19 protein-coding genes are annotated in these 20,513 nt (G+C 65.8%); 12 read left to right on the top strand and 7 right to left on the bottom strand.

Translation table 11 applies throughout. The features are described from left to right. From OK351_RS03955 to OK351_RS03980, 6 genes are read left to right on the top strand one after another with little or no spacing between them, the layout of a single operon-like run. Window positions 1-1,299, top strand: coding sequence for a sulfate adenylyltransferase subunit 1 (locus tag OK351_RS03955; protein WP_265156055.1), 1,299 nt, complete (start codon window positions 1-3; stop codon window positions 1,297-1,299). Continuing rightward, window positions 1,286-2,371, top strand: a complete 1,086-nt coding sequence (locus OK351_RS03960) for an ABC transporter substrate-binding protein (protein WP_265156056.1) — start codon at window positions 1,286-1,288, stop codon at window positions 2,369-2,371. The genes OK351_RS03955 and OK351_RS03960 overlap by 14 nt, the downstream gene beginning before the upstream one ends. Further along, window positions 2,368-3,108, top strand: a complete 741-nt coding sequence (locus tag OK351_RS03965) for an ABC transporter ATP-binding protein (protein WP_265156057.1) — start codon at window positions 2,368-2,370, stop codon at window positions 3,106-3,108. The genes OK351_RS03960 and OK351_RS03965 overlap by 4 nt, the downstream gene beginning before the upstream one ends. Further along, window positions 3,083-3,943, top strand: a complete 861-nt coding sequence (locus OK351_RS03970) for an ABC transporter permease (protein WP_265156058.1) — start codon at window positions 3,083-3,085, stop codon at window positions 3,941-3,943. Before OK351_RS03965 ends, OK351_RS03970 begins: the two co-directional genes overlap by 26 nt. Beyond that, complete coding sequence (gene cobA, locus OK351_RS03975; RefSeq protein WP_265156059.1) at window positions 3,936-4,715, top strand: uroporphyrinogen-III C-methyltransferase; 780 nt, start codon at window positions 3,936-3,938, stop codon at window positions 4,713-4,715. Before OK351_RS03970 ends, cobA begins: the two co-directional genes overlap by 8 nt. Before the next feature lie 18 nt (window positions 4,716-4,733). Continuing rightward, a complete protein-coding gene (locus OK351_RS03980; protein ID WP_265156060.1) occupies window positions 4,734-6,188 on the top strand; it encodes an FAD-dependent oxidoreductase in 1,455 nt (484 codons plus the stop codon). 74 nt (window positions 6,189-6,262) lie between these two features. Here OK351_RS03980 and helR read toward each other — a convergent pair whose 3' ends face one another. Continuing rightward, window positions 6,263-8,431, bottom strand: a complete 2,169-nt coding sequence (gene helR / locus OK351_RS03985; RefSeq protein WP_265156062.1) for an RNA polymerase recycling motor ATPase HelR — start codon at window positions 8,429-8,431, stop codon at window positions 6,263-6,265. 252 nt (window positions 8,432-8,683) lie between these two features. On the opposite strand from helR, the gene OK351_RS03990 reads away from it, so the two are divergent. The 6 genes from OK351_RS03990 to ndk all read left to right on the top strand — a co-directional run bounded on the left by OK351_RS03990 (window position 8,684) and on the right by ndk (window position 15,889). Beyond that, window positions 8,684-9,868, top strand: a complete 1,185-nt coding sequence (locus OK351_RS03990; protein ID WP_265156063.1) for a hypothetical protein — start codon at window positions 8,684-8,686, stop codon at window positions 9,866-9,868. Between the two features lie 41 nt (window positions 9,869-9,909). Continuing rightward, window positions 9,910-10,068 (top strand): hypothetical protein, encoded by a 159-nt coding sequence (locus OK351_RS03995; RefSeq protein ID WP_265156065.1) that lies wholly within the window; start codon window positions 9,910-9,912, stop codon window positions 10,066-10,068. Between the two features lie 339 nt (window positions 10,069-10,407). Then, window positions 10,408-13,647: an isoleucine--tRNA ligase gene (gene ileS, locus OK351_RS04000; RefSeq protein ID WP_265156066.1), complete on the top strand. Its 3,240-nt coding sequence runs from the start codon at window positions 10,408-10,410 to the stop codon at window positions 13,645-13,647. Next, the gene (locus OK351_RS04005; RefSeq protein ID WP_265156067.1) at window positions 13,644-14,993 is read left to right on the top strand and encodes a bifunctional folylpolyglutamate synthase/dihydrofolate synthase; all 1,350 of its coding nucleotides are present in this window, start codon (window positions 13,644-13,646) and stop codon (window positions 14,991-14,993) included. The genes ileS and OK351_RS04005 overlap by 4 nt, the downstream gene beginning before the upstream one ends. Before the next feature lie 5 nt (window positions 14,994-14,998). Continuing rightward, on the top strand, window positions 14,999-15,439 hold the full coding sequence (locus OK351_RS04010; RefSeq protein WP_265156068.1) for a DUF4233 domain-containing protein: 441 nt from the start codon (window positions 14,999-15,001) through the stop codon (window positions 15,437-15,439). Between the two features lie 33 nt (window positions 15,440-15,472). After that, complete coding sequence (ndk, locus tag OK351_RS04015; RefSeq protein ID WP_265156069.1) at window positions 15,473-15,889, top strand: nucleoside-diphosphate kinase; 417 nt, start codon at window positions 15,473-15,475, stop codon at window positions 15,887-15,889. Window positions 15,890-15,971: 82 nt separating this feature from the next. On the opposite strand, the gene OK351_RS04020 is transcribed toward ndk, so the two are convergent. The 6 genes from OK351_RS04020 to OK351_RS04045 form a co-directional block, all read right to left on the bottom strand. Beyond that, complete coding sequence (locus OK351_RS04020) at window positions 15,972-16,142, bottom strand: hypothetical protein (RefSeq protein ID WP_265156070.1); 171 nt, start codon at window positions 16,140-16,142, stop codon at window positions 15,972-15,974. 329 nt (window positions 16,143-16,471) lie between these two features. Continuing rightward, the gene (locus OK351_RS04025; RefSeq protein WP_265156071.1) at window positions 16,472-17,785 is read right to left on the bottom strand and encodes an AI-2E family transporter; all 1,314 of its coding nucleotides are present in this window, start codon (window positions 17,783-17,785) and stop codon (window positions 16,472-16,474) included. 140 nt (window positions 17,786-17,925) lie between these two features. After that, window positions 17,926-18,483 (bottom strand): GNAT family N-acetyltransferase, encoded by a 558-nt coding sequence (locus OK351_RS04030; RefSeq protein ID WP_265156072.1) that lies wholly within the window; start codon window positions 18,481-18,483, stop codon window positions 17,926-17,928. Then, entirely contained in the window at window positions 18,476-19,057 is a 582-nt protein-coding gene (locus OK351_RS04035; protein ID WP_265156073.1) for a GNAT family N-acetyltransferase, read from the bottom strand. The genes OK351_RS04030 and OK351_RS04035 overlap by 8 nt, the downstream gene beginning before the upstream one ends. Window positions 19,058-19,195: 138 nt before the next feature. Further along, window positions 19,196-19,591, bottom strand: a complete 396-nt coding sequence (locus OK351_RS04040) for a ribosomal maturation YjgA family protein (RefSeq protein ID WP_265156074.1) — start codon at window positions 19,589-19,591, stop codon at window positions 19,196-19,198. A 4-nt stretch (window positions 19,592-19,595) separates the two neighbouring features. Next, the gene (locus OK351_RS04045) at window positions 19,596-20,216 is read right to left on the bottom strand and encodes a vitamin K epoxide reductase family protein (protein WP_265156075.1); all 621 of its coding nucleotides are present in this window, start codon (window positions 20,214-20,216) and stop codon (window positions 19,596-19,598) included. Between the last annotated feature and the right edge of the window lie 297 nt (window positions 20,217-20,513).

The raw sequence follows: 20,513 nt of genomic DNA on the forward strand, positions 1-20,513 counted from the left end.
ATGCCACACACACTGCTACGCATCGCCACCGCCGGATCGGTGGACGACGGCAAATCCACCCTGGTGGGCCGGCTGCTGCATGATTCCAAGTCCATCCTGGCCGATTCGCTGGACGAGATCGCCCGCACCAGCGCCGAACGCGGTTTCGGCGGCGAACAGCCGGCCCTGGACCTGGCGCTGGTCACCGACGGGCTGCGCGCCGAACGGGAACAGGGCATCACCATCGATGTGGCCTACCGCTACTTCTCCACCGACAAGCGCTCCTTCATCCTGGCCGACTGCCCGGGCCATGTGCAGTACACCCGCAATACCGTTACCGGCGCCTCCACCGCCCACGCCGGGATTGTGCTGATCGACGCCCGGTACGGGGTGCAGGAACAGACCCGTCGGCACCTCGGGGTGCTCGGGTTGCTGCGTGTTCCCTACCTGGTCATCGCGGTGAACAAGATGGACCTGATCGACTGGGACGAGCAGCGCTTCGCCGCCATCGAGGCCCAGGTCCATGAACTGGCCGGACAGCTGGGGGTGGGCCAGACCCACGTCATCCCGGTCTCCGCGCTGCAGGGGGACAATGTGGTGGAGCGCGGTGCGAACAGCCGGTGGTACACCGGTCCCACACTGCTGCAGCTGCTCGAGGAGCTCCCCGAACCGCAACAGCACGGCACCGCCCGGCTGGACGTGCAGTACGTGATCCGCCCGCAGGGGGCCCTGGCCCCGGGCCTGGACGCCGAGGAGTACCGCGACTTCCGCGGCTACGCCGGCAGCCTCACCGGCGGGAGACTGGCGGTCGGGGATCCTGTACAGGTGCTGTCCAACGGGCAACCGGCCGCCAGCCGGGTCAGCGGCATCCGCACCCCCTCCGGACCGGTCCGGCAGGCCGAAGCCGGCGAGGCGATCGTGCTGCTGCTGGAAGACGAGATCGACATCGCCCGCGGGGACACCGTGGTGGCCGGGCAGCTGCCCGAACCGGTCAAGTCCCTGGCCGCCGACGTGTGCGTGCTCTCCCCGGGCCGGCTGGCCGCCGGGGACCGGGTGCTGCTCAAGCACGGCACCCGGGTTGCCCAGGCCAGGATCGAGGCGATCGAGCACGTGCTGCAGGTGGAGGACTACACCCGTATCCCGGCCCGGGCGCTGGAACTGAACGACCTGGGCCGGATCCGGCTGCGCAGCGCCGCCCCGTTGGCCGCCACCGACTACGCGCTCTCACGCAGCGCCGGATCGCTGCTGCTGATCGACCCGCGCGACGGGGCCACCCTGGCCGCCGGAATCGTCAAGGAGGAAGAACATGTCCCCGCCTGACACCGGGCGAAACACCGCACGCAAGCGGATCACCGCCCAGGCGGCCGGATCCAACCACCGGGTGCGGCTAGTGGGCGGGGTGCTGGTCGCCCTGCTGGCCGGCACCGCGGTGCTGACCACCGTGGTGCCCAGCCCCACCGGGGCCACCGGCAGCACGGCCGAACCCTCCGCCGCCGCCACGCTGCGGCTGGGCTATTTCGCCAACGTCACCCACGCCCCGGCGCTGGTCGCCGAGTCCCGCTCACTGCTCCGGCAGGAACTGGAACCGGCGGGCACCGCACTGGAAACCCAGGTCTTCAACGCCGGCCCCTCGGCCATCGAGGCGCTGAACTCAGGGGCGCTGGACGCCGCCTACATCGGCCCCAGCCCGGCACTGAACAGCTACCTGGCCAGCGGCGGCAGCTCGCTGCGGATCGTGGCCGGGGTCGCCGAGGGCGGGGCCAGCTTGGTGGTTTCCGCGCAGATCACCGAGCTCGCGGACCTGCCCGGAACCGAACTGGCCACCCCGCAGTACGGCGGCACCCAGGATGTGGCGTTGCGCCACTTCCTGGCCGAACGCGAGCTGGACGGGAGTGTCACGGTCACCCCGAGCTCCAACGGCACCGTGCCCCAGCTCTTCGCCCGCGGGGCCATTGACGGGGCCTGGCTGCCCGAACCGCACGCCTCGCTGCTGGTACAGGAGTACGGGGCGCACCGGCTGGTGGACGAGGCCGAGCTGTGGCCCGAGGGGCGTTTCCCCACCACCGTGCTGGTCGCCACCCAGGACTTCATCGCCGCCCACCCGCACACAGTGGAGGCACTGGTCAGGGCCAACGCCCAGGCCATCGACTGGCTGGAATCGGCCAGCGACACCGAACGGCTGGACGCGGTGCAGCAGGCACTGGTGGATATCAACGGATCCAGCCTGTCCGACGAGGTCATCGCCTCGGCCCTGCAGGAGGTCTCCTTCAGCCAGCAGCCGTTGAGCGGCACCTTCGGCGAACTGGTGGAACACGCCGCCGGTGTGGGCATCGGGGACACAGGGGACGTGAGCGGGCTGGTTGACGACCGCTGGATCCGGGAGCGGCCATGAGCGTGGAACTGCATGAGGTCTCCCTGCGCTACCCGGGAACCGACCTGGTCATCGACCGGCTGAGCACCCGCATCGACCAGGGCGAGTTCATTGCCGTGCTCGGGGCCTCCGGTTGCGGCAAATCCTCGCTGCTGAACATGATCGCCGGGCTGCTGCAGCCCAGCGACGGATGGCTCGATGTCCCGGCCGACGGGGCAGCGTTCATGTTCCAGGACGCGAACCTGCTGCCCTGGCTCAGCGCCGCGCAGAATATCGAACTGGCCCTGAAACTGGGCGGATTCCCCGAGGCGCAACGCGCCGCACGGGTGGAGCAGCTGCTGGAACTGGTGCAGCTGGGCCACGCCGGGCACCGCAAGCCGCATGAACTCTCCGGAGGCATGCGCCAACGCGTGGCCCTGGCCCGCTCACTGGCCCAGGACCGGCAGGTGCTGCTGATGGACGAGCCCTTCGCGGCACTGGATGCGATCACCCGGGACATGCTGCACGAGCAGCTACGCCAGCTGTGGGAAAGCACCGGCAAGACCATCGTCTTCGTCACCCACAATGTGCGTGAGGCGATCCGGCTGGCCGGGCGCATCCTGGTGCTCTCATCGCATCCCGGGCGCATCCTGGAAACCCGGCAGATCACTGACGGGCTGCGCCGGGACCCGGCACGCTGTGCGGCGCTGGCCGATGAGCTGACAACGATACTCAGGAAGGAGCAGGCCAAACATGAGCGTTCTGGAATCGCGACCTGAGCCGCGGATCGCACCGGCCGTGACGCCTGCCGGCCTGCGCCGGGTGAACCTCGATTCGGTGGTCGCCCCGGTGATCACCGTGATCGTGCTGGTCAGCCTGTGGCAGATCGCCGCCTGGATCGTCCCGATCCGCGAGGACCTGTTCCCCGGGCCGGGGGCGGTGGCTGCGAAGCTTCCGCAGCTGCTGGCCGACGGATCGCTGGCCGCTGCCGTGGGCACCTCGCTGTGGCGGGCGGTCAGCGGGTTCGCCCTGGCGGTGCTCATCGCCACCCCGCTGGCGCTGATCCTGGCCCACCAGCCGTTGCTGCGCAAGGGCCTGGGACCACTGGTCTCGGCGATGCAGGTCCTGCCCTCCATCGCCTGGGTGCCGGCGGCGATCATCCTCTTCGGGCTGAGCGACGCCACCATCTACACGGTGTTGCTGCTCGGGGCGATCCCCTCGATCATCAACGGCCTGCTGGCCGGGATCGACCTGATCCCGCCGCAGTACCGGGCGCTGTCACAGGTGCTGGGGGCGGACAAGCGCCAGCACATCTGGCATGTGGAACTTCCCGCGGCGCTGCCCGGATACGTTTCCGGGTTGCGCCAGGGCTGGGCCTTCGCCTGGCGTTCGCTGATGGCCGCGGAACTGATCGCGGTCGGCGGATCGCTGGCCCTGGGCGTCGGTTCACTGCTGCAACGCGGACGCGACCTGGCCGACCTGCCACTGGTGATGCTGGTCATCCTGGTGATCCTGCTGGTCGGCGTGCTGATCGAACTACTGTGCTTTGCCCCGCTGGAACGCAAGCTGTTGCGTGACCGCGGAATGAGTCGAACTGGAGAAAACAATGGATAAGGGAACTATCACCCTCATCGGCGGCGGACCGGGGGACCCCGAACTGATCACCGTGGCCGGCTACAAGGCGCTGCTGGCGGCGGACACGGTGCTGGCCGACCGGTTGGGTCCCACCGCGCTGCTGGAGGAACTGTCCGATGAGGTGAAGATCATAGACGTCGGCAAAGCCCCGGGATGCCATGTGGCCACCCAGGACGAGATCAACCGGTTGCTGGTGGAAGAGGCGAAACTCGGCAAGCACGTGGTCCGGCTCAAGGGCGGGGACCCGTTTGTGCTCGGCCGCGGCGGGGAAGAGGTGGCCTATGCCGCCGCCCACGGGATCACCGCCCGGGTGATCCCGGGAATCACCAGCGCCGTCTCGGTACCGGCCGCCGCCGGCATCCCGGTGACCCATCGCGGCCTGGCTACCGGGTTCACCGTGGTGACCGGCCACCAGGACCTGGCCCAGCTGCCCTTGCGCGCGGACCACACCCTGGTGATCCTGATGGGGGTGGCCCATTTGGCCGCCACCGTGGGCTCGCTCACCGGCCGTGGCATGCCGGGAAATACGCCCATTGCGATAATTGAGCGAGGTTACTCACAGACGCAGCGCACAACTATCGGTACTCTAGAAGAGATCGTAGTGCGCGCCCGCAAGGCCGCAGTAACGAATCCGGCCGTCATTGTGATTGGTGACGTGGTTCGACTGGCCCCCGATGCTGCAGTGCAGCTGGCTGAATACCAGCCGCTGACCCACACCGATACTGCGGTGCCGGCCCTATTCGTTGACTAAGAAAGTAGAAGTTGTTTGATGAGTGAACTAAGCATTCCAGAGCACCTGTCCAACCGGGCACTGCGCGTTGCCATTGTCGGCGCCGGGCCGGCCGGGATCTATGCGGCCGACATGCTCGCCAAGAGCGAGGCGGTCTCCTCCGGCGCCCTGCAGTTGAAGATCGACCTCTTCGACGAGCTTCCCACACCTTTCGGCCTGATCCGCTACGGCGTGTCCCCGGACCACCCGCGCATCAAGGGCATCATCACCGCCCTGCACAAGGTGCTGAACAACGACTGGATCGACTTCTACGGCAACGTGGGCCTGGGCCGGGATGTGAGCCTGGAGGAGCTGAAGGCACGCTACGACGCGGTCATCATCTCCACCGGTGCGCAGAAGGACGCGGACCTGAACATTCCCGGTGTGGACCTGGAAGGTTCCTACGGGGGAGCGGACTTCGTTTCCTGGTATGACGCCCACCCGGATGCCGACCGACACTGGGACCTGAGCGCCCGCGAGGTCGCGGTCATCGGCAACGGCAACGTGGCCCTGGACGTGGCCCGCATCCTGTCCAAGCACGCCGACCAGCTGCTGGAAACCGAGATCCCGGAGCATATCTACCGGCTGCTGAACGATTCGGCCGTCACCGACGTGCACGTCTTCGGCCGCCGCGGTCCGGCCCAGGTGAAGTTCACCCCGCTGGAACTGCGCGAACTCTCGCACTCCAAGGACGTGGACATCGTGCTGTACCCGGAGGACTTCGAATTCGATGCCGCCTCCGACGAAGCGATGAAGTCCAACAACCAGACCAAGACCATGGTCTCCACCTTGACCAACTGGCTGATCGAGCAGGAGGAACGCGAAGAGGCGCCGAGCGCCTCACGCCGCCTGCACCTGCATTTCCTGCAGTCGCCGGTGGAAATCCTGGGCGAGGACGGCAAGGTCTGCGGACTGAAAATGGAACGCAACGAGTTGGACGGGACCGGCAATGTCCGGGGCACCGGCGAGTTCGTCCACTACCCGGTCCAGGCGGTCTACCGTGCGGTGGGCTACTTCGGTTCGGCCGTGGACGGCATCGAGTACGACGGGGCCGCCGGTGTGCTGCCCAACGAGGGAGGCCGGGTGCTGGACGCAGATGGACGGCACGTGTCGGGCCTGTACGCCACCGGGTGGATCAAACGCGGACCGGTGGGCCTGATCGGCCACACCAAGGGCGACGCGCTGGAGACCATCACCCACCTGCTTTCGGACCTGGACACCCTGGCGGAGCCGGCCGTGGACCAGCCCATCGCCGAGCTGCTGGCCGACCGCGGAGTGGACTTCGCCGACTGGCAGGGCTGGCTGGAACTGGACCAGCAGGAAAAGCAGCTGGGCGCCGACGCCGGCACCGTGGCGACCCGCTTCGGCGAGGTCACCCGTGACCGGATCAAGGTCGTCTCGCGCCAGGAGATGCTGGAGCACTCACGGGCAAAAAAATTGGCTGAGAGCCTGTAACCTGCACCCCAGGCTCTGACGTAGGCGGCCCGCACCGTACATGGAAGCATGTACGGTGCGGGCCGCCTGGTCTTCTAGCGCCGGTCGGTGTCCGGACCGCCGGTCGTGCTGAGCACCACCAGCTGCGCGGTGGCGCGGGTCATCGCCACAAAGCGCTGCACGGCGGCACCGGGCCCGATGCCGAAGTCCTCCGGCCGGTCCACGATGACCAGGTCGAACTCCAGCCCCTTGGCCTCGGATGGCCTCAGCCCGGTGACCCGTGGGAGTTCGGGTACCGTGCCGTGGCCGATCACCGCGGCCACGCCCTGCGGGTTCCGGGCCAACCAGCGCTCCAGGATCCGCTCGCGCGACAGCGGGCAGGCGTAGCGTACCGGTGCGCCATCGGTGCGGATCGAGACCGGGATATTCGCATCGGGCAGCCAGGGTCGGATCTGTCCGGCCGCGGCCCTCATGATCTGCGCGGTGCTCCGGTAGTTGACCTTCAGGTACTCGATCCTCGGCTGCCCGATCCCCGCCCGTTGCAGCCGCTGCTGCCAGGTTCCGCTGAACCCGGCGACGGCCTGCGCCCGATCCCCGACGATCGTCAGGCTCCCGGACGGGCACCGGCGCAATACCATGGCCCACTGGGCGTCACTGAGATCCTGCGCCTCATCGATGACCACATGGCTGAACGGGCCGGTCAGCGGGTCGGTGCACGGTTCCTGCCCGACATGTTGTGCCAACAGCTGTTCCTGCAGATCCTCGCTCAGTAGCTGCGAGACCAGGTCCTCCTTGTCGTCGGCCGCCGCGAGCAGGTCGTCAATGACCCGCACGACCTGCTGTCTTTCCGAATCCCTGCGGGCCGCATGGCGCCTGCGCCGATGCTCTATCCCCGGATCCCCGACCAGGGTCCGGGCCGCATCCAGCAGCGGCAGGTCCGCCTCGGTCCACGCGCCGCCCGCGCCACCGAGCAACCGGACAATATCCTGCGGCGCGAGCCCTGGGGCGCTGTAGCGCAGCAGGGCTTCGGTGGAATACAGGGCCCGCAACAGCTTGTCCGGATCAAGCAGCGGCCAGTACTCGTCCACGGCCCGGGTGAGTTGGGGGTTGCAGGCCAGTTCGTCATGTACCAGCTCGCCGTCCGGCTCCCTGGCCAGCAAGGAAGGGAGCAGCTGCCCGACCAGTTCCTCGCGCAGTTGGGTGCGGGCCTCATTGTGGCTGGTGCCGCGGGTGATGCCCGCCACCGCGATCCGCCACTGCTCGGGAGCCAGGGGCAGATCCGCCCACGGGGTTTCGATCAGCAGGTTCCCATCCGGCGGCTGTTCGAAGACCTCCACCGCACGGGCCACCGCCTGCACCATGACCGCGGCCGCCTTGATCCGTTGGATCTCCGGGTCGGGTTCCGCCCGGAGGCCACCGGTGTGGGCGACCAGGCCGGACAATGTCGAGACCAGCACCTCCTCCTCGCCCAGGTTCGGCAGGATGTCACGGACGTAGTTGGTGTAGGCGTCGTGCGGGCTGACCACCAGCACCCGGCCGCCGCTACTGCGCAACCGGGGATCGGCGTGCATCAGGTAGGCGGCACGGTGCAGCGCCACCACGGTTTTCCCGGTTCCCGGACCGCCGTCCACCACCAGGGCGCCGGCCGAGGGGCTGCGGATGATCGCATCCTGGTCCGCATGGATGGTGGACAGGACATCGCGCATCCGGCCCGTCCGGTGTTCACCGAGGGATGCCAGGAAGGCCGAATGCCCATCCAGCGACAGGTTGCCGCCCAGCTGGCCCGGGTCGAACACCTCGTCCCAGAAATCCACGATCCGTCCGCCTCGCCACCGGTACCGGCGGCGCATGGACAACCCGTGGTCATGCTGGTGGGTTGCGGCGAAGAACGGTTCGGCCGCCAGGGCCCGCCAGTCGACCAGCAGCCGGTCACCCTGCTGGTCGCTGACTCCGAAGCGTCCGATATAGCACCGTTGCCCGGTGGCCGCTTCCACCATGAAGCCCAGGCAGGAATCGGCCCCCAGCTTCTGCAGCCGATGCAACCGTCGGCCCAATTGCTCCAGTTCCGCATCCCTTTCCAGGGACTGCTGAAGCACCCCGGCACGGTCCCTGGCGCGGGCCGCGATCCTGCGTGAAACCTCCTGGCGCAGCTGCGCGACGCGCTCGTCGACGGCCCGCAACCGTTGCTCGTCACCAACGATCTGCAACAGCCGGTTGGGCGCGGCAAGATCAAAATAGGTTGTGGTCGTTCGGCTGGTGGACATGGCGGCAACTCCCTGAATCGAGGCAGCCCAAGGAAGGGCAAGCATCGATTATGCGCCCTACCCGGGGCCTTGCGGCAAGGCCCCGGTGGTGGGCTATCCTGAAAATACCGGGGATAAACCGGGCCCCGGCACCCCTGCCGGGTGCGGTTTCCCGCAGGGTTTCTGGATGCGCCGCAAAATTTCGCCTACACTCAGGTCAAATGGCATCTTGTCGCGACAGTCGGCGTGCTGCCGAGGGCTTGGAGGGGTGCGGTGAAGAATCCGTTTCTCGGCACACTTCGGCATCTGGCCGAGGGTACCAGGCTGTACGGCCGGGACCAGCCCGGCCAAGCCTGGGGCATATTCGCCCTGAGCCTGTACATTCCATTGATGCTGCCCTTGCTCTCGACCGGTGTGTGGACCGATGTCGGCCGGTGGATCGAGCACGTGGTGGTGCCCTCGGCCGGAATCCTGCTGGCGGCCTACGGGGTCGTGGTGGCGATCGTCATCGCCCTGGCGCTGACACCACCGGGGGCCGTGAACCTGGCCCCGCGGGCGCCCTACCCGGTGGAACGGCCGGTGAAGACCCGGATCATCCTCAACGCACGGCTCTTCGTGATTGCCATGCTCGGATTCAGCACCATGGGTATCGTCTTCACCACGGGAACGGAACGTCTTGAGCACCTGGTGTGCCTGGGCATCGGTGCGGTGCTGTTGCAGCTGGGACACCTCGATGAGGTCAACGCCGTACAGGTCGAGCCGGTCCTGGAACGCGTCATGGATGCCCCGTTGGAGCGTTACGACCGCTGGTACCGACACAAGTGGGGTGTGACCCCGCAGCAGGAAACGGGCATCGGGCACCACCAGATCCGCAGGCAACACCTTGTGGCGGTGGTGGTGCTCTGCCTGATCTACCTGGTGAGCTTGCTGCTCTACCTCCTGGGTGTGCACGGGCCGACGGGACTGCTCCAACACCTGCTGGTGAGCGCGTTCCTCTCGGTCATGGCCGGATTTGTCACGGTGCGGGCCTATGAGGCGGAACTGCTCTCGGTCATGATTGCCCGGCACAATGCCGGGGCGCGTTTCGACTCGCGTTTCGCCCACGCGGAAACCTATTTCGCCTATGTCCTGATCGGAGCCAAGCTGCTGGCCAGCGCCGCGTTGGCGGTCCTGCCGGTCATGTGGTTCACCCCGAACAACGCTCCGGTTTCCGTTCCCTATCTGGGATTCCTGCTGCTTGACCTGCTGGTCTTCCTGCGGCTGATCCAGCTGACCGGCCAACGGTGGCTTGTGGCCCACGGCAAACCCCTCCGCCCGGTGTCCGGGTACGACCGCAGGTACATGTTGTTCCTGCGCAAGAAGCACGCGGCCAAGGAGCGTGCCGCCATCCGCGGGGCCATCAGGTACGCCTCCCATCACCTGGCAGCCCGACCCCCGGAAGACGAAGCACCCCTCTGACTGGCTGCCCACCACCGCATACGGGAAGATAGACTGGCACCATGGCCAATGAACAGAACAAAAAGCAGAAGGAAGCGAACCTCGCCGCCGACCTCGAGCAGGTCTGGCAGGAGGAGTCACCCGAAACGGCGTCGCACACCAAGTTCGCCGACGAAGTCGACGGGGAACTGGGCACCCGCAAGAAGGACTCGGACTCCTAGTCCAAGCCCGCCGGGGGCGGAACCGCCTGCTGAACGCGGGCAAGATCACAGGCTGTGCGGCGCGGTGCCCGCCAGCTGGATTTCCCCGCTGCCCAGGAGACGGTAGACTTGGCTCTGAACGACTGCGATCCGGCCATCACCGGGGAGTCCTTGGAAGAACCGCTGGCAGATGGCGTAGTAGAACCAAGCGGGACCAGCCCGTCACAGCTGATGAGAAGCGGCCCGACCACGCACACCACCAGGGTGTGGGGGAAGGGCAAGCGGGGTGGTACCGCGGCCATGTGTCGTCCTCGTGGGCAAGGATTTTTCGACCCTACGCTTTGAAGGACGGCCTCTTCGATGAGCTTCTATCCGAAGGTCACTACAGACCCCACCGGTTCGACCCCGGCTTCACCGCGCTTCCCGGAAATTGAGAAGCGCGTCCTTGAATACTGGAAGAAGGACGACACCTTCCAGGCCTCGATCGACCAGCGTCAGGGCGAGGAATTCGTCTTCTATGACGGCCCGCCCTTCGCCAACGGGTTGCCCCATTACGGCCACCTGCTGACCGGGTATGTCAAGGACCTGGTGGCCCGCTACCAGACCCAGCGCGGCAAGCGAGTCGAGCGCCGTTTCGGTTGGGACACCCATGGCCTGCCAGCGGAGCTCGAAGCGATGAAGCAGCTCGGGATGGCCGACAAGGAACACATCCTGGAGATGGGCATCGACAAGTTCAACGACGCCTGCCGCACCTCGGTGATGAAATACGCCGACGAGTGGGAGAACTATGTCACCCGCCAGGCACGCTGGGTCGACTTCGAGAACGACTACAAGACCCTGAACGTCGAATACATGGAATCGGTGATCTGGGCGTTCAAGCAGCTCAGCGACAAGGGCCTGACCTACCAGGGCTTCCGCGTGCTGCCGTACTGCTGGAAGGACGAGACCCCGCTGTCCAACCACGAGCTGCGCATGGACGACGATGTCTACAAGAACGTCCAGGACCAGACCGTGACCGTCACCTTCCCGATCCTTCAGGGCGAGAGCGCCATCTCCCGCGAGCTGGCCGGAGTGCAGGCGCTGGCCTGGACCACCACCCCGTGGACGCTGCCGACCAACCAGGCCCTGGCCGTGCACCCGGAGGTGGAGTACGTCATCGTGCCCGCCGGGGAAGCCGGAGTGAAAGCCTCGGAAGCCACCGGGAAGTTCCTGCTGGCCAGGGACCTGCTCGGCTCCTACGCCAAGGACCTGGGCTACAGCGATGCCAGGGAAGCAGCGGCCGCGATCAGCGCCAGCTACACCGGTTCGCAGCTGGCCGGGTTGCGCTATGCACCGCTGTGGGATACCTACACGGATACCGAGAAGTACGGCACCGAGAACGCCTGGCAGATCGTCACCGCCGATTACGTGACCACCTCGGACGGTACCGGGTTGGTCCACCAGGCCCCGGCCTACGGTGAGGATGACCAAAAGGTCTGCGAGGACAACGGCATCCCGGTGATCATCTCCGTGGACGAGGGCGCCAGGTTCCTGCCGGTCTTCGCCGGGGGACCACTGAACGACATCGTCGGCGTGCAGGTCTTTGACGCGAACAAGACCATCACCAGCGTGCTCAGGAACGACGCCCGGCTGGTCAAGCAGGCCTCCTACGAGCACTCCTACCCGCATTGCTGGCGCTGCCGCACCCCGCTGATCTACCGCGCGATCTCCTCCTGGTACGTGGAAGTCACCAAGATCAAGGACCGCATGCTCGAACTGAACGAGCAGATCAACTGGATCCCCGGCAACGTCAAGCACGGCCAGTTCGGCAAGTGGCTGGAAAACGCCCGGGACTGGTCGATCTCCCGCAACCGCTTCTGGGGCTCACCGATCCCCGTCTGGGAATGCGACGGCGTCGAGTGCACCCACCGCGAGGTCTTCGGCTCACTGCAGGAGCTCAAGGACTTCTTCGGCCGGTTGCCGGTGAACCACCAGGGCGAACCGGACCTGCACCGCCCGTTCATCGACGAGCTGTCCAAGGCCCATGCCGGCTGCGCAGCCGGCGGCACGCTGCACCGTGTGGAGGATGTGCTCGATGTCTGGTTCGACTCCGGGTCGATGCCCTACGCCCAGGTGCACTATCCGTTCCAGAACCGTGAATGGTTCGACACCGGCCACCACCCGGCCGACTTCATCGTGGAGTACATCGGCCAGACCCGTGGCTGGTTCTACACCCTGCACATCCTGTCCACCGCGCTCTTCGACCGTCCGGCGTTCACCAACGTGATCTCCCACGGCATCGTGCTGGGCTCGGACGGGCAGAAGATGTCCAAGTCCCTGCAGAACTACCCGGATGTCACCGAGGTACTGGACCGTGACGGCTCGGATGCCATGCGCTGGTTCCTGATGGCCAGCCCGATCCTGCGCGGCGGCAACCTGGTGGTCACCGAACAGGGGATCCGTGACGGGGTGCGCCAGGTGCTGCTGCCGCTGTGGAATGTCTGGCACTTCTTCAACCTGTACACCAATTCCGCCAACGGCGGGGCCGGCTACGAGGCCAGGCTCTCCTTCAGCTCCACCGACCCGCTGGACCAGTACATGCTGGCCGCCACCGGCCAGCTGGTGCGCGAAGTCACCGAGGCGCTGGATGCCTACGAGGTCTCCGACGCCACCGAGGCGGTGCGCCACTACATGGACACGCTGACCAACTGGTACGTGCGCCGTTCGCGCCAGCGTTTCTTCGACGAGGACACCGACGCCTTCGACACGCTCTACACCGCGCTGGAGACCCTGGTGAAGGTGGCCGCCTCGCTGCTGCCATTGGCCACCGAGGAAATCTACCGCGGGCTGACCGGGCAACGCTCGGTGCACCTGGCCGACTGGCCGGACGCCGACCAGTTCCCGGCCGATGCGCGGATGCTCGACACCATGGAGACCACCCGGCGCATCTGCTCGGTGGGCTCCTCGCTGCGCAAGGCCAAGAACCTGCGGGTACGCCTGCCGCTGGCCGAGCTGAAGGTGGTGCTGGTCAACGCCGAACGCCTGGAAGGCACCTACGCCTCGATCATCGCCGAGGAACTGAACCTGAAATCCGTGACCCTGGTCGACGCGGCGGGTGTGGATGCGGCCAGCTACGGCATCAGCCAGCAGCTGGTGGTCAATGCCCGCGCGGCCGGCCCACGGCTGGGCAAGAACGTGCAGCAGGCGATCAAGGGAGCCAAGTCCGGTAACTGGTCGGTCACCGACGGTGTGGTCACCGCCGGAGGACTGGAACTGGTGGAGGGGGAATACACCCTGGACACCGTGGTGGATGCGGACGCGGATATCGCCGCCGCGGTCATCGACGGCGGCTTCCTGGTGCTTGATACCGAGGTCACCGAGGAGCTGGCCGCCGAAGGCATCGCCCGCGACATGATCCGCACGGTCCAGGCCGCCCGCAAGGACGCGGACCTGCAGGTCTCCGATCGGATCCGCACCACGATCTCCGGCAACGACACGGTCATCGCGGCCCTGGAAGCCAACCGGGAACTGCTTGGTTCCGAGACGCTGACCGTGGACCTGTCGCTGGTCACCGACAATGCGGCCAAGGAACCTACCGTGAAGGTGGAGATCAACGCGTGAGCGACCTGGAACGCGTCTATACGCAGCTGCTGGCCCGTGCCCCGGAAAACAAGATGGAGCCGCGCATGGCCCCGATGTTCCGGGCCATGGAGGTGCTGGGCGAGCCGCAGAAGGCCTGCCCGGTTATCCACATCACCGGCACCAACGGCAAGACCTCGACCGCACGGATGATCGAATCGCTGCTGCGTGCCCATGACCTGCGCACCGGCCGCTACTCCTCGCCGCACCTGGTCTCGGTCACCGAGCGCATCAGCATCGACGGGGAACCGGTGGACGAGCAGACCTTCGTGCGGGTCTGGGACGAGATCTCCCCCTATCTGGACCTGGTGGATGCCGAATTGACGGCGCAGGGGGAGACCCGGCTGACCTACTTCGAGGCGGTGACCATCCTGGGGTTCGCGATCTTCGCCGATGCCCCGGTGGATGTGCTGGTCCTGGAGGTCGGGCTCGGCGGCATCACCGATGCCACCAACGTGGCCGACGGGGCCGTTTCGGTGATCACGCCGATCTCCCTGGACCACACCGACCTGCTTGGTGACAGCCCGGGACTGATCGCCGAGGAGAAGGCCGGTATCCTCAAACCCGGCGGCTACCTGGTCTCCGCGATCCAGCCGGTGGATGCCGCGGACGTGCTGCTGGAGCGCGCCAGGGAATTGGAGATCCCCTTCGGGTTCGAATCCCTGGATTTCAAGCTGCTGGAACGCCAAGTCGCCGTGGGCGGGCAGCTGCTGCGGATCGAAGGCCAGGCCGCCCGCTACGACGAGATCTTCCTGCCCCTCTACGGAGCCCACCAGGCGCAGAACGCCACCGTGGCTCTGGCCGCGGTGGAGACGTTTCTCGGCGGTGGGCAGCGCGAACTGAATGCGGACCTGGTGCGCCAGGGGTTCGCCGAAACCACCAGCCCAGGACGCCTGGAGGTGGTGCGCACCGCACCGACCGTGCTGGTCGATGCCGGGCACAACCCGGACGGGATCAGTGCCACCGCCGCAGCGGTGAAGGAATCCTTCGGATTCAGCCGGTTGGTGCTGATGCTGGGAATCCTGCAGGAGAAGGATGCCGCGGCGATGCTCTACCAGATGCGCGAGGAATACGGGGATCTGGTCGAGGACCTCTGCCTGACCCAATCCTCCTCGCCGCGGGCGATCCCGGCCGGTGAGCTGGCAACCCTGGCAATCGAGGCCGGCTGGCCCGAAGAGGACCTGTACGTGACCGAGAACCTGGAAGACGCCATCGAATGGAGTGTCGGACGGGCCGAGGCCGGCGAGGACCTGGCCGGTGGTGTGCTGGTCACCGGTTCGATTACGCTGGTGGGCGAGATCTCACTGTTGTTGAAAGGACGTGGGTAGTACCCATGGCACGTCTGACCAAGGCCCAACGCGAATGGCGTCCGGGCATGCCCAAGAAGCAGCGCTCCCTGAAGGTGATGCTGGCTTCCTCGGTGCTGAGCCTCGAGGCGTTTGTCGCGCTGTTCTTCACCCTGGCCACCTTCGGGCTCAAACGCTCCGAGGTGTCCCCGGCCATCATCCTCGGCGGGGGTGCGGTGATGATGATCCTGTGCATCATCACCTGCGCGTTCCTGCGCAAGCCCGCCGGTCTGATCATGGGCTGGATCATCCAGCTGATGTTCATCCTGTGCGGTTTCGTCCTTCCCGACATGTTCTACATCGGTGCCGCCTTCGCCGCCTGCTGGTGGTATGCGCTGTACAAGGGTGGCCAGATGGATGCGGAGAACAAGCGCCGCGCGGCGGAACAGGCCGAATGGGAACGCAAGAACCCGCCGGTAGAATCCTAAGAGAAGCAATCCTTCAAGTGAAGAGGTAAATACATGTCTGAACGCACCCTGATCCTGGTCAAGCCCGATGGTGTCCAGCGTGGCCTGACCGGACAGATCCTGGCCCGGATCGAGGCCAAGGGCTACCAGGTCACCAAGCTGCAGCAGCTGGAGGCAACCCGCGAACTGCTGGCCGCGCACTACGCGGAACACGAAGGCAAGCCCTTCTACGAGCCACTGGTGGAGTTCATGCTCTCCGGACCGGTCGTGGCCATCGTGGCCGAGGGGCACGCGGTGATCGCGGGCTTCCGTTCCCTGGCCGGCACCACCGACCCGACCACCGCAGCACCGGGCACCATCCGTGGCGACTTCGGCCGCGACTGGGGGCTGAAGGTCCAGCAGAACCTGGTCCACGGTTCCGACTCGGTGGAATCAGCGGAACGCGAAATCGGCATCTGGTTCGGCAACTAGGCAGCTGGACAAGGCGAACGCCCGGCACCCTTCCCAGGGAAGGTGCCGGGCGTTCGCCTTTAATGCTGGATGTGCGGCAGGACTAGAGCCATCCGCCGAGGGTATTGCCCGGGTCGGTGGTTGCCGGCAACTGGCCTGCGGGGTCAACCCAGTCCGAGTCATTGCCGCAGCGGGCCTGTGGGGAACGGGTGGCCAGTGCTTCAATGCCGGTTGCCTGGTGTTCCGGGGCGTTCTCGTAGTTCGAAATCAGCATGGGGTAACCTTCCTGCCGGCCGGGCCAGGGGCCCGCGGCATCATCTTCTTCTCTGCTTCCGGTCGCCCCAAGGACTCGTCCAGGGTACCCGGCCCGCCAGTTGCCATCGCCGGGCAGCGAAACCCCGAATCCGTACAATCTTCCGCAGAATAGTGCGCTTGAGCCATAATAACCTCATCAACTGCATAAAAGGCAAGGGCGGGTGAGGTTGTGACTGTCCCGGGGTCCTTAACTCGTCACATTCCCGCGCCGCTGCCGGGCAGTTCCCGACGGCAAAGCCAAAGCCACCAAACCCGCGGGGTGCGGGGCCTGGTGGCGTGGCATTCGGGTTAGTTCTTGCCTTCGAGCCTATCGGCGTCCTCGACGAGCTGTTCGGCCTCTTCCTCCAGCTCGGCGGCCTTCTCCTGCTTCTGCTCCAGCTTCTGGAGTGCGGCATCCTCCTTGCGCAGTTCGGCCATTTCCTGGATCTGCTCCTTGGCCTTGGTCACCGCCTCGGGGTTTTCCCTCTCGGTCCACACCTTGATGATGCCCCAGGCCACAGCGGTCAACGGCACCGCCAGGACGGCACCGACAATACCGCCGAGGACGGTACCGGCGGTCAGTGCCATCAGGATGACCAGCGCGTGCAGGTTCAGCGCCTGGGCCATGACGACCGGCTGCAGGAAGTTGCCTTCGAGCTGGTTGACCAGGATGACTGCGGCCAGCACGATCAGTGCGATGATCGGGCCGTTGGTCACCAACGCCACCAGGGTGGCCAGGATGCCGGCGACGGTGGCACCGACCATCGGGATGAAGGAACCAAGGAATACCACCACGCCCAGCGGCAAGGCCAGCGGGACCTGGAGGATCAGCAGGGTGGCGGTGATGCCGATGGCGTCGACTGCCGCGACAATGGCGGTACCGCGAATGTACCCGCCGAAGGTGTGCAGGGCCCGATCCCCGGAGGTGATCCACTTGTGCCGGAAGTGCTGCGGGGTCCAGGAGATGAAGAACGCCCAGATCCGGTCCCCGTCCTTGAGGAAGAAGAACAGGATCACCAGCAGCAGGATCAGCCCGGTCACGAAGCTGCCGGCCGCGGTGAGCGTGTTCAGCGCACCGGCACCGAACTGGGAGCTGGTGATGAACGAGGTAACCGTTTCCACGGCGCTGTCGATTTGTTCCTGGTCCACCGTGAACGGCATATCGCCGATCAGGCGTTGGACCAGTTCATTGAGCTGGTTGAAGCCCTCAACGGCCTGGTCAACCAGGGTCGGCCATTCGCGAATCACCGAGAAGACCAGCCCGGTTCCGATACCGCCGAGCACCAGCAGGGACCCGAGGAATACCACCCAGGCCGCCAGCATGGGGGAGAGCACCTTGCGTAGGCGCACCACCAGCGGCCAGAGGGCGCAGGAGAGGATCAGGGCGATCAGCGTCGGGATGACGATCATGGTCAGGCGCAGCATGCCCACGACGAGGAACGCGACCACGGTGCCGATGATCAGGATCTGCAGGCAACGTATGCCCATGCGCCCGGCCACATCGGTCCACAATCCCTGAACCGTGAACTCGGGGTGGTTCGAGGCCCTGGCCGCAGCCAAGGTGGGCGAGGGCGAGGGCCTTGTGCCCTTCCTCGCGGATGAAGCCTTGCGGAAGAAAGCCATGTTCGCTCCTACTAAATGACGACTGGTAACTTAAACAATAGGCTAGCGTTGACCCGGCCATCCGTGACACGTCCAAGGGATGGAATTAAATGTGGCTACTGCGCGGCGGCGGACCGGAGATCGGATTGGCCGGAGGGGGTCTAGGATGTGGCGGGAGGCTGGAACTCGCGGGCCAGCACGGACATCAGCACACGATCATGGAAACGGCCGTCGTGGAAGACCGCATCACGTTCGCGGCCCTCGCGGCGGAAGCCCGCCGCGGTGTAGGTGCGCAGCGCGCGGTCATTGTAGGCGTAGACGCCCAGGAAGATACGGTTCAGGCCCAGCTGGTGGAATCCGTGGCGCAGCATCAGCCTGGTTGCCGCGGTTCCCAGCCCCTGGCCCCGGAAGCCCGGGCCGATGATGAGGGCGAACTCGGCCGAACGTGCCGGGGTATTGCCGCCGTACAGGGTGGCATGGCCAATCAGCGGCCCGTCGGCGAGCTCGATACTCAATCCCGCATCGCGCGAGTGCCGCTCGTTGGCGCTCCAGGAAACGAAGAGCCGCTGAAGCTGGATCACCGGCTGCGGGAGCACCAGGTTGGTCTGGTTGGCCAGTGTCTGCGGGTCGTTCCACCAGCCTGCCAAGGGGTCCAGATCGCTGGCCCGCAACGGTCGCAGGCGCAGCCGATCTGCACCGCCTGATGTGGCTTTAGCCAAAGTATTCTTCGGCCAGCTGGCTCATCAACACCTTGTCGTGGAACTTTCCGTTGTGGAATCCGGCCTGCCGGGCCCGACCCTCTTCGCGGAATCCCGCCTTCGTGTAGGTGCGCAAGGCCCGTTCGTTGTACTCCCACACGCCCAACCCGATCCGGTTCAGGCCCATTTCCCGGAACCCGAAGTCGACGATCATCCGGGTGGCTTCGGTGCCGTAGCCCTGGCCGACGTAGGAGCCGCCGATCATCATCATCAGATCGGCGCTGCGTGCCGAGGTGTGGTAGTTGTACAGGGCCGTGTGGCCCACCAGGGTGTCATCGGGCAAGGTGATGCACAGGCCCACCCCGTCCTTGGTCCCCTTGTTCTGGCTCCAGGTGCGGAAGATCTCCGCGGCTTCGGTTCGCGGATGCGGCAGGACGATGTTGCCCTGCAGGGCCATGAACTCGGGGCTGTTCCACCAGCCGGCCAGAAGCGGCAGGTCCTCTTCCTGCAGTTCGCGCAGCCTGATGGTTTCGGACACCAGCAGATTGATGCCGTAGTCCTGCGCGGTTTCGGTATTCCAATTCTCAGTGGCCATGGTTTAAACTTAGTCGTTTTTTGCCGCGTAGTGGGGGATAGCTCACAACCGGCGGGGATGGCCGGGGCAATGGCCGGATCGGATCAAGCGGAAAATCCGGGGGAAAACGCTCCCGGTCGGGGCCCGACACGCCGGGGCCTAATCGGGACACTGGGCGGTGGCCCCCGACAGGATTCCTGAGCGGCGCCGATCGACCAGCCAGGGGAACAGCACGCCGGGCACGTAGGCCACGAGGTCCAGTGCGGAGAAACCGGTACCGAAAACCAGTCTGGATGGGGGGAAAATCCTGGCAAGATCCGCCGGCAGGCCACTGAGTTGCAGCAGCTCCACCGCGAAACACCAGGACATGGCCCACAGGGCGACGGTTGCCGGGCGCCAGCGCGGGGCCAGGCAGGCCACCAGCAGGTAGATCAATGCCGCGTACAGCACCCCGCCGGCCAGGTCGGCAACCAACCCCAGCGGCAGGGAGCGCAGCAACAGACCGAGGGGGATCACCGCCAGTGCGGTGACCCCCATCCGCAGTCGCCGATTCACGTCCTTAGCCGAAGAAGGCGTTAGGGAAGCGCATCACGATGCTTGCCGCGGTGAGCAGCAACAGGATAACGGTGATGACCCAGGACCATTCGGCCGCGAACTTCCTGGCCCCGTCACCTGCCGGGATCACCCCGTGAATGATGTTGCGCGCGGTGGTGTGCACAAACAGCGGAATCACCATGGCCCAGACCACCATGCAGTACAGGCACAGCGCATTGATGTCGTAAAGCGCCTGGGACCACAACCAGCCGATGAACACCATGGCCAGGGTGATGCCCAACTGGAAGCCCAGCCAGTACCATTGCGCGAACCGGGCTCCGGCCAACACGGACATGCCCACGGTGATCACCACGGCAAAGCCGACAATCCCCAGCAGGGGGTTCGGGAAGCCGAACAATTCGGCCTGCCAGGACTTCATCACCGTTCCACAGGAGACCCAAGGGCTGAAATCGCAACTGGTGACGTAATCCGGATTCTTGAACAGTGCCAGGCGCTCGAGGACCAGGATCGCCGAGGCGATGAAGGAGACCAGCGCCGTCAACACGGCGAAGATACCGAATCCGCGGTGGGTGGCCCACCAGGGCAACACGCCCGGGGCAGAGGAATTCTCTTGGGAAGAAACCATGTTCTGTCTAGTCCATATGTTCGTGGAATTGCACGGGAAAGCGCAGCTGTCCTGATAATCCTAGAAGGGTTTGCTGTGTGTCAGATAGGAGCGGTGAACCGTGTTGTACTGGGATATGAGAGAATATAAATGGTTGTTCGCGGATCCACAGTCTGTATTCAACCCAACGAGAGACTTTGAACGACAGATCGTCTGGCGATGTATCGCTCCGGTTGAGTGCCCCTAAAGTGCGCCTCCCGGACGAAGACCGCGGATCGAAGGGCTGTAAAGGAAAACAGCCGGTTTTAAAGCACCCCC

Source organism: Glutamicibacter sp. MNS18, assembly GCF_026107515.2.
Classification (GTDB): domain Bacteria; phylum Actinomycetota; class Actinomycetes; order Actinomycetales; family Micrococcaceae; genus Glutamicibacter.

Coding starts and splice junctions, on each gene's coding strand:
- OK351_RS03955 (WP_265156055.1), top strand. CDS start 1: ATGCCACACACACTGCTACGCATCGCCACCGCCGGATCGGTGGACGAC.
- OK351_RS03960 (WP_265156056.1), top strand. CDS start 1,286: ATGTCCCCGCCTGACACCGGGCGAAACACCGCACGCAAGCGGATCACC.
- OK351_RS03965 (WP_265156057.1), top strand. CDS start 2,368: ATGAGCGTGGAACTGCATGAGGTCTCCCTGCGCTACCCGGGAACCGAC.
- OK351_RS03970 (WP_265156058.1), top strand. CDS start 3,083: ATGAGCGTTCTGGAATCGCGACCTGAGCCGCGGATCGCACCGGCCGTG.
- cobA (WP_265156059.1), top strand. CDS start 3,936: ATGGATAAGGGAACTATCACCCTCATCGGCGGCGGACCGGGGGACCCC.
- OK351_RS03980 (WP_265156060.1), top strand. CDS start 4,734: ATGAGTGAACTAAGCATTCCAGAGCACCTGTCCAACCGGGCACTGCGC.
- helR (WP_265156062.1), bottom strand. CDS start 8,431: ATGTCCACCAGCCGAACGACCACAACCTATTTTGATCTTGCCGCGCCC.
- OK351_RS03995 (WP_265156065.1), top strand. CDS start 9,910: ATGGCCAATGAACAGAACAAAAAGCAGAAGGAAGCGAACCTCGCCGCC.
- ileS (WP_265156066.1), top strand. CDS start 10,408: ATGAGCTTCTATCCGAAGGTCACTACAGACCCCACCGGTTCGACCCCG.
- OK351_RS04010 (WP_265156068.1), top strand. CDS start 14,999: ATGGCACGTCTGACCAAGGCCCAACGCGAATGGCGTCCGGGCATGCCC.
- ndk (WP_265156069.1), top strand. CDS start 15,473: ATGTCTGAACGCACCCTGATCCTGGTCAAGCCCGATGGTGTCCAGCGT.
- OK351_RS04020 (WP_265156070.1), bottom strand. CDS start 16,142: ATGCTGATTTCGAACTACGAGAACGCCCCGGAACACCAGGCAACCGGC.
- OK351_RS04025 (WP_265156071.1), bottom strand. CDS start 17,785: ATGGCTTTCTTCCGCAAGGCTTCATCCGCGAGGAAGGGCACAAGGCCC.
- OK351_RS04035 (WP_265156073.1), bottom strand. CDS start 19,057: ATGGCCACTGAGAATTGGAATACCGAAACCGCGCAGGACTACGGCATC.
- OK351_RS04045 (WP_265156075.1), bottom strand. CDS start 20,216: ATGGTTTCTTCCCAAGAGAATTCCTCTGCCCCGGGCGTGTTGCCCTGG.